Annotated in this window: 11 protein-coding genes and 3 tRNA genes; 9 read left to right on the top strand and 5 right to left on the bottom strand. The window is 32.1% G+C overall.

What is annotated here, in order from left to right; genetic code table 11:
* A partial coding sequence (locus PW5551_RS08385; protein ID WP_370445938.1) for a DUF4351 domain-containing protein occupies positions 1–220 on the top strand: 220 nt, incomplete at its 5' end.
* A gap of 332 nt (positions 221–552) precedes the next feature.
* Here the strand turns inward: PW5551_RS08385 and topA are convergent.
* From topA to PW5551_RS08405, 4 genes are read right to left on the bottom strand one after another with little or no spacing between them, the layout of a single operon-like run.
* Positions 553–2,886 (bottom strand): type I DNA topoisomerase, encoded by a 2,334-nt coding sequence (gene topA, locus PW5551_RS08390; protein ID WP_113075334.1) that lies wholly within the window; start codon positions 2,884–2,886, stop codon positions 553–555.
* 32 nt (positions 2,887–2,918) lie between these two features.
* Positions 2,919–3,980, bottom strand: coding sequence for a 3'-5' exoribonuclease YhaM family protein (locus tag PW5551_RS08395; RefSeq protein ID WP_233488496.1), 1,062 nt, complete (start codon positions 3,978–3,980; stop codon positions 2,919–2,921).
* Positions 3,973–5,100, bottom strand: a complete 1,128-nt coding sequence (gene alr / locus PW5551_RS08400; RefSeq protein ID WP_113075336.1) for an alanine racemase — start codon at positions 5,098–5,100, stop codon at positions 3,973–3,975. The genes PW5551_RS08395 and alr overlap by 8 nt, the downstream gene beginning before the upstream one ends.
* Positions 5,097–5,489, bottom strand: coding sequence for a hypothetical protein (locus PW5551_RS08405; RefSeq protein ID WP_113075337.1), 393 nt, complete (start codon positions 5,487–5,489; stop codon positions 5,097–5,099). The genes alr and PW5551_RS08405 overlap by 4 nt, the downstream gene beginning before the upstream one ends.
* Before the next feature lie 139 nt (positions 5,490–5,628).
* Here PW5551_RS08405 and PW5551_RS08410 point away from each other — a divergent pair, with 139 nt between their 5' ends.
* From PW5551_RS08410 to PW5551_RS08445, 8 genes are all read left to right on the top strand, one after another.
* Positions 5,629–6,429 carry a nitrilase-related carbon-nitrogen hydrolase gene (locus tag PW5551_RS08410; RefSeq protein WP_113075338.1) on the top strand — a complete coding sequence of 267 codons (801 nt, stop codon included), beginning with the start codon at positions 5,629–5,631 and terminating at the stop codon, positions 6,427–6,429.
* Positions 6,430–6,618: 189 nt separating this feature from the next.
* Positions 6,619–8,421 (top strand): molecular chaperone DnaK, encoded by a 1,803-nt coding sequence (gene dnaK, locus PW5551_RS08415; RefSeq protein ID WP_113075339.1) that lies wholly within the window; start codon positions 6,619–6,621, stop codon positions 8,419–8,421.
* A gap of 157 nt (positions 8,422–8,578) precedes the next feature.
* Positions 8,579–9,700: an FtsW/RodA/SpoVE family cell cycle protein gene (locus PW5551_RS08420; protein WP_113075340.1), complete on the top strand. Its 1,122-nt coding sequence runs from the start codon at positions 8,579–8,581 to the stop codon at positions 9,698–9,700.
* Positions 9,693–10,748, top strand: coding sequence for a glycosyltransferase (locus tag PW5551_RS08425; protein WP_146738347.1), 1,056 nt, complete (start codon positions 9,693–9,695; stop codon positions 10,746–10,748). The genes PW5551_RS08420 and PW5551_RS08425 overlap by 8 nt, the downstream gene beginning before the upstream one ends.
* Positions 10,745–12,094 (top strand): UDP-N-acetylmuramate--L-alanine ligase, encoded by a 1,350-nt coding sequence (gene murC / locus PW5551_RS08430; protein ID WP_113075342.1) that lies wholly within the window; start codon positions 10,745–10,747, stop codon positions 12,092–12,094. Before PW5551_RS08425 ends, murC begins: the two co-directional genes overlap by 4 nt.
* Before the next feature lie 44 nt (positions 12,095–12,138).
* Positions 12,139–12,214, top strand: a tRNA-Glu gene (locus PW5551_RS08435).
* An 11-nt stretch (positions 12,215–12,225) separates the two neighbouring features.
* Positions 12,226–12,300 (top strand) — tRNA-Val (locus PW5551_RS08440).
* A 12-nt stretch (positions 12,301–12,312) separates the two neighbouring features.
* Positions 12,313–12,388 (top strand) — tRNA-Phe (locus PW5551_RS08445).
* Positions 12,389–12,442: 54 nt separating this feature from the next.
* On the opposite strand, the gene PW5551_RS08450 is transcribed toward PW5551_RS08445, so the two are convergent.
* Positions 12,443–12,925 (bottom strand): GNAT family N-acetyltransferase, encoded by a 483-nt coding sequence (locus PW5551_RS08450; RefSeq protein ID WP_113075343.1) that lies wholly within the window; start codon positions 12,923–12,925, stop codon positions 12,443–12,445.
* Positions 12,926–13,173: the final 248 nt, after the last annotated feature.

A 13,173-nucleotide genomic window follows, 5' to 3' on the forward strand; every position in this document is an offset into this window, starting at 1 on the left:
AGAGGAAGGTATCGAAAAAGGTTTCGAAAAAGGTATCGAAAAAGGTAAACTTGAAGGAGAAAAGGAATTTGCAATTAAGATACTTAGTCGTAGGTTCGGAAATGAATTAACTGAAGAATTAAAAGAAAAGATTAGAAACACAGATGAAAAAACAATAAATTACATAGGAGATAATCTATTAGAAATAACCATAGACGAATTAAAAGAAATTTTGAAATAAAAGTATAAGACATCTTAAATTGACCGTTAATTCCCCTTTTTGAAGGGGTGGCTGTGACGGTTATTGTCACAGACGGTGTAGTTGCTTTTGATTTACCCTCACAGAAGCAGAATTAGCTTAAATTCCTCTCTTGAGAGGGGTGTTGATTTTTATTTCCCTTTTTGAAGGGGTGGCTGTGACGATTATTGTCACAGACGGGGTAGTTGCTTTTGATTTACCTTTGAATTGGATTTTCAATTTGCTGAAAGCAAATTAAAGAGTGACTACCCCGTCTGCAGCATAAAACGCTGCATCCACCCCTTCGAGGAAGGGGAATTAATGGTAGTTTTATATTATTCAACTATTTCCTCAATTTCAAAGTAGTGTTTGTCTTTTTGACAGTATAGTTTTTCTTTTCCTCTGTATTGTTTGTAATACAATTTTTCCCCACATGTTGGGCAAGTGTATTCAGATGGTTCATACCAGTACATGTTTCCACAAGAGTTACATTTAAAATAGGTTTTGCCTTTTTTGCTTCTGAGTTTTTTTACTTCTCCACCACAGTTTGGACATGCGCCTTTCGCCTTAACGTTTCTTGTATATTTGCAGTCAGGGTAATTGCTGCAAGCAATGAATTCGCCAAATTTTCCGTGTTTTAAGATTAAATCCCCACCACATTCCGGACATTTTTCTCCGATTTTATTTTCTTCTTGGTTTATTTTCAGGGTTTCTTCGAGATAGTTTTTTATATATAACTTGTCTTTTATCGTTACTCCGAAAGAGTCTGGTGGTAGTTTTTGATTTTCTTTACAATCTTCACAAGATAGATACAATCCGTATCTACCAAAGTTTAAGATCATGTTTTTGCCGCATTTTTGACATGGAACATCACTTTCATAATGAAGAACTTTCTTTTTTGTTTTTATATTTTCAGCTGCATTATTTAAAAATTGTTCAAACTCTTTATAAAATTCTTCCAATACCTTTTTGCTTTTATTATTTCCACTCTCTATTTTGTCTAGGTCTTCTTCCATATTAGCAGTAAATTTAACATCTACTATCTCAGGGAAGTAAATTTCAATGAAATCAGTTACAACAAAACCTGTGGTTGTGGGTCTTAGAGTGTTTTTAGAAATTTTAGTTACATACTTTCTTTGTAAGAGTGTAGATATGATTGTAGCATATGTGGATGGTCTGCCTATTCCTTTGGATTCCAATTCTTTTATTAATGAGGCCTCTGTGTATCTGTTAGGTGGGTTGGTTTCTTTTTCCTCGGCTTTTAATTCTTCGTAAGTTATCTTTTCGTTTTTGTCTAATTTAAAACTTATTTCTTTTTCTGTTGGGTTCCAAAATCTTTCAAAACCATCGAATATTCGCTCTTTTGATGTGATTTCAAAAGTATATTTCCCAGTATTATCTTCTATTATATGAGTTTTTTCAATATATTTAGATGGAGTTGATTGAGAAGCCATAAATCTGTTCCATATGAGTTCATATAGTTTAAAATGATCTCCAGATATCAACTTTTTCGCATTTTTGGGGTCCATAAAAATATCAGTTGGCCTTATAGCTTCATGAGCATCTTGAACGTTTGATTTTTTATTTTTGGTGATATAATTTCCCAGATAATCTTTGCTTAAATTCTTTTCCAAATATTCGAGAGCAGATTTTTTGGCATCATCTGATATTCTTGTAGAATCAGTTCTCATATAAGTGATGAAAGCTATGCTGCCTTCTTTGGTTTCTATTCCTTCATACAGATCTTGAGCTATTTTCATAACTTTTGACGAACTCCAATTGAAAAAAGAAACAGCCGTTTGTTGCATAGTACTTGTTATAAAGGGTAAAGGTGGTTTTTTTGTGGTTTCTTTTTCTTCTATTTTTTGCAACATGAACTTTTTGTCTTTCAAGTAATCAAATATTTCATCTTTTTTCTTTTGGGTTATATTTTCAGTTTTAATCTTTTTGCCGTCTTCTTTTGAAAGAGGTATTTTTAATCCTTTGTGGTCTAAATATATGTTGAAGTACTTTTTTGGTTTAAAATTGAATATCTTTCTTTCTTTGTCTATTATTAATTTTAATGCAGCAGATTGCACCCTTCCTGCACTTGTTTTGTAATCTTTTAGAACTTTCCACACAAGTGGAGATATTTTGTAACCAACTACCCTGTCTAAGATTCTTCTTGCTATTTGAGCATCAACCTTTTTAAAATCAAGGGTTTGGGGATTGTTTATAGAATTTATTATCGCATTTTTTGTGATTTCTGAAAATATTATTCGATTTTTTTCTTTTGAATCTAAATTTAGTATTTCTGCAAGATGCCAAGCGATGGCTTCTCCTTCTCTATCCATATCTGAAGCGAGTAATACCTTTTTCCCTTCAGTTTGTTTTTTTATATCTTTTATAACCTTTTCTTTTCCTGGTATAATCTGAAAGATGGGTTCAAAATCTTTTTCTATGTCAACACCAAATTCCTTTGGTGGCAAATCTCTGATATGACCTTTTGATGCTATTACCTTGTAATCTTTTCCTAAATATCTTTCTATAGTTTTAGCTTTAGATGGTGATTCAACTATCACAACATATTTCCCGTTGTTGTTTGCTTTTGTAGAAGATGGAGATTTCGTTGTTTTTTTTGAATTTGTTGATTTGGTTGATTTGGTCGATTTTGTAGATTTTCTGGGCATTAAAAGTATAACCTCCTATTTTTTTGTTTTTATTAATCATCTCTTTCGATTCTAATTTTTCTTGCGAGTCTTTTGTCGTATTCGCTCCATTCACTATCTTTGTCTATCTGTAAAGCATTTCTTATGTTATCTTTTACTTGAGCTATTTTCGAATCAATATTGTCACTTAATCCTATAATAAAAGATTCTATAGTTTTTGGAACTATGGGGCTTCCATATTCTATTTCTCCATGATGAGATAATATAATATGCACCAAATGTTTTAAATCCTTCTCTTTTATTTTAGGATTTATTTTTTTTGACTCATCATACAAGATTTTTGTTCCCAACTGTATATGTCCTATTAATTCACCAGCCTCTGTTTTGATTATTCCAGCAGGAGTTACAGAATATTCTTGAATTTTTCCTATATCGTGCAAAAGAGAGCCAGCTATTATTATATCTTTGTTTATTACTATTTCTTTTTCTTCTTGATATAGATTGCAAAGGTTTAATGAGATTTCTGTAACCATAAGTGAGTGTTCTAGTAAGCCTCCTGGGTAGGCATGATGTACTTCCATAGCTGCTGGAGAGAAGAAAAATTCTTCCTTTAACTTTTGATTTTTTTCAAAGATTTGTTCTAATAAAGCTTTGATTCCATCATTTTCAACTTTTTTTATGTAAATTTCAAGGTTAGATTTTAAGATATTTAAATCATTATTAGAAAATTTTAAATACTTTTCAGGGTTTATTTCAGCCATACTCATTTTTCTAATAGAATCATCTTCATTACTTATATTTATTTGAAGTCTGTTATCAAATAAAACTGTTTTGCCTTTTACTCTAACAACGTCTCCAACTTGTATCTTGTTGTTGTTTTCTTCCGGATAATACCAATCTATAGCTCTTATTGATTGGCTTTTGTCGGATATAGTAATAAGCAAAAATGATTTGTTGCTTTTTGTTTTTTGAAGTCTTTTGCTAATTACTTTTCCTTCTACTTCTTTAATTTCATTTGGTTTTAGATCTGAAATTAAGGATATATTTTCATCGTTTGATTGATTTTCAAAGACATTACCTTTTATTAAATCACCAAGTGAATATTGCTCATTCAAAATAATTTCCTCCTTTGAGATACCTTCTTTGAACTCTTTGCGTGATTTTAGAAGTAATTTCATAGTTAATTGTTTGAGCTCTTTTTGCAACTTCTTCGGCACTTATGTTATCGTCTTTTTGTTTACCTATAATTACCACTTCATCACCGATAGATACATTATTATTATAAGAGATATCAACAACAATTTGATCCATAGAAACTCTTCCTAAAATTTTACACCTTTTTCCATTTATCAAAACTTCTCCCTTATTGGAAAGATTTCTGAAATAACCGTCTGCGTACCTATAGGGATTACAGCAGTTTTTGTTTCTCTTTTTTGCTTTGTATGTTCTTCCATAACCAACTGTATCTTCTGGTAAAAGTTCATGAACGCTTGAAACAACACTTTTTAATTCTAAGATTGGTTTTAAATTTGGTTCGATATGTGTAACGGATGGTTGTAGTCCAAATGTTGCAATTCCAGCTCTTACATAATCTAAAGAATAGTTAGGGAAAAATAATGCACCAGCACTGTTTGAGATATGTTTTATTTTGGAATAAATGCCTTCACTTTCAAAGTACTTAGATAAGGTTATGAACCTATCAAATTGTACGTGTGTAAAGTCATCTTTTTCATCCGCATTTGCAAAATGTGAATATATTCCTTCTATCGATACGTTGTATTTTTTGATTAAACTTACCAATTTTGGAATTTCCGCTTTTTTTATGCCGATTCTGTTTATCCCTGTATCTAGATTAATATGAAACTTAAATTTCTTAACATCACTACCAAGTATAACACATGCTTTTTCTAAGAAATAAGAAGAGGTGATAGTTGGTTTTATAAACTCAGAAAATTCTAAAACTTCTTTTAGATCTTTTGGAGAAAAATAGTTGAAAATTAAAATGGGTATCTTTATTCCTTGTTCTAAAAGATTCAACGCCTCTTCCAAAAAAGCTACCGCTATCATATCATATCCTTCTTTGATAGCGGCCTTAGCTAAGAAAGTTGCCCCATGTCCATATGCGTTTGCTTTTAATACGGGCATAATTTTTGTTTTTGTATGTTTTTGAAGAAAATCTAAATTGTATAAGTATTTGTCAATATCTATATATGCAACAGTTTCTCTGCCTATCATTTACTTTCACCTTTTAAAAAAGATATCAGTTTATCTCTATTTTCTATGTATTTAGAGAGTACTATACTTTTATCTTTCAGAACTATTACTATCTTTTTTGAGGTTATATGAATTTCTCGAATTGAAGATCTTGAGAAATCTTCGTATTGTTCAGAAAAAACTGAAGTCAGAACGTAGAACTTTTTATTTTTTTCATCGTAAATGATTGGGTGTCTCATGAATTTTCTAGTAGAGTAAAACAAAACGGCAGCAATAATTCCTATGAAAGAAACCGCTATATAAGTTTTAGGATAAAGACTATAAATAATGTTGCCTATTATAAATAAAAAGAGTATAAGAATTAAGGGAAGAAAATATAAGACTTTTGAATATCTAAACTTATAAAGCAATATCAAAACCTTCTTCATAAGATTTTATTAAAAGAACGGATAAAAAGATTATACAACAAATCTTTTGTTTTAGCAAAAGGTATTATATAATTACTGGGGGATGACAGTTCTAACCAATTATTTTGGAGGAGGTTTTAGGATGTTTAAAGTTACTGTTGTACAGTTCAAACCAGAACTATTTGAGGTGAAAAAGAACGTTGAGAAGGTTTTGAAAATGATTGAAGGTATTAACACAGATTTAGTGGTTCTTCCTGAATTAGCTTTTACGGGATATGCCTTTTCTTCAAAAAGCGAAATTGAAAAGACATGGGAGTCGCCTCTTGATAATGAAGGATACGCCTTTAAAGCTTTTAAAGAGTTTTCTAGAGATACTGGTGCAGCAGTTGCTTATGGTTTCAACGAAAGATATAATGGTACCTATTATAATTCTTCCGTTCTTATAAAACATGATGGAACATTTAAAATATATAGAAAAACTCACCTATTTTACAGAGAAAATTTATTTTTTACACCAGGAGATACAGGTTTTTGGGTTGAAGACGTTAATGGAATTAATGTAGGTCTTGCAATATGTTTTGATTGGTATTTCCCAGAATCTTTCAGAACGCTTGCTTTGCTTGGAGCTGACATTATACTTCACCCTTCAAATTTAGTTTTGCCCTACTGTCAAGAAGCAAACAAAATAAGATCTTTAGAGAACAAAGTCTATATAGCAACAGCGAACATATATGGAACACAAATAAACAAAGAAATATCTTATAAATTCTCAGGCAAAAGCCAATTAACTTCTCCGACTAGTGAAGTTTTATTTAGGCTTCCTGAAGAGGGAGAGTATGTGAAAACAGTAGAAGTTGATGAAAGATTAGCAAGAGATAAGTCCATCAACGAATTCAATGATTTGTTTAAAGAGAGAAAACCAAAATTTTATTTTCACTCTTAAGTTAAGAGTGATATAAGATTATATAACATATATATTTAGTGACATTATAATTATTGATAATAATTGATTTTATCTTTATAATATAATTTCATAAAAGAGTTGAAAAGCGGCTTTTTTTTAAGTATAATATAAGTGATAGCAAACGAATACATAAAGTGATAAAAAGTTTTGACTAAGGAGGTATTTGTAATGGCTGCTAAAGAATATGTTGTAGGTATAGATTTAGGAACTACAAATTCTGCTATCGCTTGGGTAAAGCCTGATGGAAATCCTGAAGTGATAACTAATTCAGAAGGTAAAAGGACTACCCCTTCTGTTGTTTCTTTTACAAAAGATGGACAAATACTGGTTGGAGAACCAGCTAAGAGGCAGGCTATTTTAAATTCTGATAGAACAGTTAGGTCTATAAAAAGATATATGGGTAGTGATTATACAGCAAAAATCGATGATAAGGTATACACACCTCAACAGATAAGTGCCTATATCTTAAAGAAATTAGTTAAAGATGCCGAAGAATATTTAGGTGGAACGATCAAAAAAGCTGTAATTACTGTCCCAGCATATTTCAACGATGCTCAAAGACAAGCTACCAAAGAAGCTGGAGAAATAGCAGGTTTAGAAGTTCTAAGGATAATCAACGAACCAACGGCCGCATCTATTGCTTTTGGTTTGGATAGATCTAGTGAAGAAAGAAAAATAGTTGTATATGACTTAGGTGGAGGAACATTCGATGTATCTATATTAGATATAGGAGAAGATATCATAGAAGTAATTGCAACATCGGGTAACAACCACTTAGGTGGAGATGATTTTGATCAAAGAGTTGTTGATTGGCTAGCAGATGAGTTTATGAAAGAAAATAGAGTAGACCTTAGAAAAGACAAACAAGCTTTACAGAGATTAAGAGAAGCAGCTGAATCAGCGAAGATTGAATTATCTAGTAAATTAGAAACGGATATTAACTTGCCATTTATTACCGTAGTGGATGGTCAACCTGTACATTTAGAAAAGAGATTAACCAGAGCAAAATTTGAAGAACTCGTAAGAGATTTGGTAGAATCAACAAGAGGTCCGATTGAAAATGCTATGAGAGATGCAAAAGTAACTCCCCAGGATATTACAGATGTATTACTTGTCGGTGGTTCTACAAGAACGCCATATGTCCAAAAATTAGTTAAAGATTATTTTGGTAAAGATCCATCCAAAAGCGTAAATCCAGATGAAGCTGTTGCGATTGGTGCTGCTGTTCAGGCTTCTATAATGGTTGGCGAAACAGATAGGGATTTGGTATTAGTAGACGTAACCCCGTTATCTCTTGGAATAGAGGTAAAAGGAGGGTTAATGGAAGTAATAATACCACGAAACAACAAGATCCCTGTTAAAAAATCAAAAGTCTTTACAACCGCAGTGGATGGTCAAACAGAAGTAGAAATAAGTGTTTATCAAGGTGAAAGACCTTTAGCAAAAGATAATTTCTTTTTGGGAAGCTTTAAACTAGCAGGTATTCCACCTGCACCAAGAGGAGTGCCTCAGATTGAAGTCACCTTTGACATAGACTCAAACGGTATAGTTAACGTTTCAGCTAAAGATTTGGCAACGCAAAGACAGCAATCGACCGTAGTAACAGGAAGACATAAGCTAAACAAAGATCAAATAGATAAAATGATAAAAGAAGCACGTGAATACGAAGAACAAGATAAAAAGGTAAGAGAAAAGATAGAATTAAGGAATCAAGCAGATGATATGGTATATCAAACAGAAAAACTATTGAATGAAAATGGAGATAAGATACCAGAAGATATAAAATCTACAGTTGAGGCTAAAAAGCAAGAATTAAAAGATGCTTTAGAAGAAGATAACGTAGGTAAGATAAAAATAGTAATGGATGAACTTCAAAAAGAGTTAATGAACTTAGGACAATTCATGTATCAAAACCAAAATCCAGGGGCAGCAACCGGAGCAACAAATCCAGGGAACGATCAACAAGAGTAGGGAATAAACCTAACAATCAGGAGACCATTTTGGCCTCCTGATTTTTTTGAAAAATATCGAAAATTAAGATTAGTTGTGCTATAATTCTTTGGAAGCAAATCAATTAAGTATTACAGAGTTTCAGAAAGGGGGTTAAGGGTTAGACCCCATCTAAAGCATGAAGAATACTGAACAAGTAATAAAAAGAAATTTTATTATATACTTTATATTATTAGGAGTTACCCTATTTGTAGGTGTGCTCTTTATATACAGTTCTCTTTTTGCTATTCAAGATTCAAAAAGTATAAATCCGGAACAAAAGTTTCAAACATACATAATTTCTTTGATTTTAGGATTTATTGGAGGGATGGGAGCTTTTATTTTTAGTAACGTATTCACAAAAAATAAACAAATAATGCTATCTTTGTTGATATTTTTAAATATGCTTTTAGGAATCGTTCTATTTACTCAACCGATTGCTGGGGTAAGACGATGGCTAAACATAGGATCATTCCAGTTTCAACCATCGGAATTAACGAAATTGATACTTCCTGCTTTTTTGGCTTTTTACTACGCTCAGATAAAGAATCATAAGAATTTTGTTTTGAACGTAATATTGCCGATGCTGATCAGTGGAATAAGTGTCTTTTTAATATTCTTAGAACCTGATCTTAGTTCTACTATTTTAATAACAACTTTAAGTATAATAACAATATTTCTAGGAATAAGAGACAAAAAAGTGATGATTTTTTTCATTATTTTAATGGTGGTTTTAGGTGTTTTTGTTTTCACCTTTCAAGAGTATTTCCTACAAGATTATCAATCTTCGCGTTTAGCAAATTCAGATGATTATCAAAGCCAAAGATCAAGAGAAGCTATTAAAAGAGGTGGATTAATAGGAACCGGTCCATTTGCAGGAAAATTCAAATACTATGTTCCTGAATCATACAGTGATTTTATAATATCTGTTATAGGGGAAGAATGGGGGAAAATTGGTATAGCAATGGTTATAACCCTTTTTTTCTTTTTGTGTCATGAACTAGTATATATGGCATATCTAACAAAAGATTACGCTACATTTATCTTCTGTGGTGCTACTGCTTCTTGGATATTTATACAAGTTGCTATTAATACATTAGTAGGCCTTGGTGTCCCATGGATGCCTGTAACGGGGGTAACTTTTCCTCTTGTAAGTTATGGAAACTCATCCATGATAGTAACATTAACTTCTATAGGATGGGCGTTGGGATTAATTTATAATAACATGGAGTTGAACGACGAAAGTGAATATTATGAATAAAAAAGAATTAAAGGTAGTTTTCTCAGGTGGGGGAACAGGGGGACATTATTACCCAGCATTAGCGTTATTAAAGTATCTTGATAAAAAATACGATAAATTAAATGTAATATATTTCACCACAAAAGGACGAATAGAAGAAAAACGATTATCTAAAGATTTTCCAAAGGCAAAGATGATTCCATTAGATACTAAAGGCTTACAAAGACCACTATACAATCCAAAGAACGTGTCAAGGATATTAAATGTTCTAAAAGATACGCATAAAGTTCAAAAAATATTAAGAGAATTCAAGCCCGATTTTGGTTTTTTAACAGGTGGATACGTTACTGTTCCTGTGGGCCTTGCTTTAAAAAATCTAAAAAAACCTTTTTATTTACATGAGCAAAATTCCATACTTGGTATATCTAACAAAATATTATCAAGATGGGCAGAAAAGGTATTTGTAAGTTACGAAGAAACAAAAGCAAACGAAAAGTATATATTATCAGGGAATCCTATTAGAGTACCAGACAAAGAAATTCCACGAGCATATTTGAAAAACTTCGGTATAAAAGATTTAACAAAAAGATGTATATTAGTATTTGGTGGGAGTTTAGGTTCTGAAGAAATTGACAATATAATGTACAAAGTATATGAAAAAGAAGACCTAAACAATTATATTCACATAACTAAAAACAAAGAAAAATACAAACAGTTTCCTCATGTAATTACCTACGAATACCTTGACAATCTTTATGAAATTATGACTGTTAGTGATGGGGTAGTATCAAGAGCTGGTGCAACAACCCTTGCGGAAATTCAGTTCTATAATCTGCCCGCAGTATTGATACCTTGGAAAGGCGCAGCTGAAAACCACCAGTACAAAAACGCCATCTCACTCAAAGAAAAGGGAAAAGCAGAAGTATTTGATGATCAAAACGTCGATATAAAAAAATTAATAGATTTTTTAAACAATATAACCCCTAAAAATTCAGATTATATCTATAAACCAAAAAACAATCAGGCCGTAGAAATAATAGTTGAAAATATAGCAAGGAGGAACATATGAAATACTACTTTTCAGGAATAGGCGGAATAGGCATGAGTTCTCTCGCCTTATACAAAGCATACAAAAATGGAATAGAAAATGTAATAGGCTCAAACAACGAATCAAACGAAAGGGTAGAATACTTAACAAAAAAAGGAATAAAAATAAAATTAACTCAAGACTCAAATCTACCTAAAATTGATTGTTTTATAAAATCAACAGCAATTAGACAAGACAATCCAGAGTTTATTGAAGCAAAGAAAAGAAATATTAAAGTATTAAACAGAATGGAACTTTTAAATTCAATATTAAAAACATACACCTCGTTAGGTGTAACAGGAACAGATGGAAAGACTACAACAACTGCTATGCTATCTCAAATATTCAAAAATGCTGGAAAAGACCCAACCGTTTTCTTAGGTGGAATACATGACTCTTTGGAAGATGGAAACTTCAGATATGGAAAAGGGATAATAATAGCTGAAGTCGATGAAAGTGATGGATTAATAAAAGATATATCTACTGACTTTTCTATAATAAACAACTTAAGACCGGATCATTTGGAACATTACAACAACGAATTCGTTAATCTAGAAAAATCTCTCTTTGAATTTGCTAAAAATACTAAAGAATTATTAATACTCAATGGAGATGATCCTCATTTGTCAAAATGGAATTTGGAAGGTAAAAAAGTACTGTACTTTGGACAAAATGAAAATGCTAGTTACACGATAAAAAACAGAAAACAAATCAACGATCACCAAATATTTCAAATATACAGTAAAAATACATTTATAGGAGAAATAAAGTTAAACCTTCCGGGAATACATTACGCTTATGATGCCTTGGCCTCAGCTACTTTTTCTTTAGAATACGGGATATCTTTCAATATAATAAAAGAAACCCTAAAAAATTATAAATCCGTTCAAAGAAGATTCAACATATTATACGATGATAACAACTTATGTATAATAGATGATTATGCCCATACGTCAGATGAAATCTCAGCAACTATAAAAGCAACAAAAGAATATTTTCTCAAAAGAAAATTAATAACAATATTCCAGCCACACCGTTATACGCGATTACATTTTCATATGAAAGACTTTATTGACGTACTAAAAAATTCTGATGAAGTTCTTGTTTATCGGATATATTCTGCATTTGAAGAACCAATCAATGGTGTTGATGAAGCTAAAATCACTGAAATGCTCAACTCAAATAACACTCCTTCTAAATTCTACAACTCTGAAAAAAATCTTATAAACGATCTATTACAAGAAAAAGATGCGATACTACTTTTTGTTGGAGCGGGTGACATAACAGACGTAGCAAGAAAATTATCAAAAATCAAAAAAAACTCTTGACATATTAATATTTTTATGATAATATATTTCAGGTTTGAGATAATGCCCCCATCGTCTAGCGGCCTAGGACATTGGCCTTTCACGCCAAAGGCACCAGTTCGAATCTGGTTGGGGGCGCCATTTTCTAAAATGGGTGTTTAGCTCAGCGGGAGAGCGTCTGCCTTACAAGCAGAAGGTCGCAGGTTCAAATCCTGCAGCGCCCACCATCTTTTCAAGATGGGCAGGTAGCTCAGTCGGTAGAGCAACGGACTGAAAATCCGTGTGTCGGCAGTTCGATTCTGCCCCTGCCCACCACGAAAAAAGAGGCATCAATTTTGATGCCTCTTTTTTCATACTATTGTCAAATAATTAACTTTTTAAACGCATTTCTGCGTACTTAGACTTGAAACCTAATCTTTCATACAACTTTCTTGCCGGGTTATCATACTCAACATGTAAGGATATATCCCCATTGCACCTATCGATAGTTTCTTTTAAAAGTCTGCTACCGAAACCTTGACCTCTAAGTTTTTTATCAACGGCAATATAAACCAAAATATGCTCAGGGATATATCCTTCCATACCCGTATCATTAACAACAACTGAGCCAAGAATATCCTCTTCATCATGAAGAACTAAAACAAAGCCACCCTTACCCCTTTCTTTTGAAAAAGCGTAATCTATTGAGTTGATAATATCTTCCAAAGGATCTCCGTACTTTCCAAGGTGTTCTTCCAAAAACTCTGCTATCTCTACTTTGGTAAAATCAAAATCATCCTCGTACAAATCTTCCTGAGAGTTAAGTTCTTTCAAAGATAAATTAAAAGAATCAAAATTATATACTTTCTCCAATTTAAACACCTCCACAAATTATTATACCACAACATGGGCAAAACACAAAATATTGATTCATTCTATTTATTATATTATCTAAATATACTATTAACATAAAACTGTTTGCGCTTTCAATTTGGATGTTAGTTTCTAATTCCCTTCCTTGAAGGGGTGGATGCAGCGTTTTGTGCTGCAGACGGGATAGTCATTTTTATTCCCCTTCCCTGAAGGGGTGGATGCAGCGTTTTATGCTGCAGACGGGGTAG

This window comes from Petrotoga sp. 9PW.55.5.1, assembly GCF_003265365.1.
Lineage (GTDB): Bacteria > Thermotogota > Thermotogae > Petrotogales > Petrotogaceae > Petrotoga.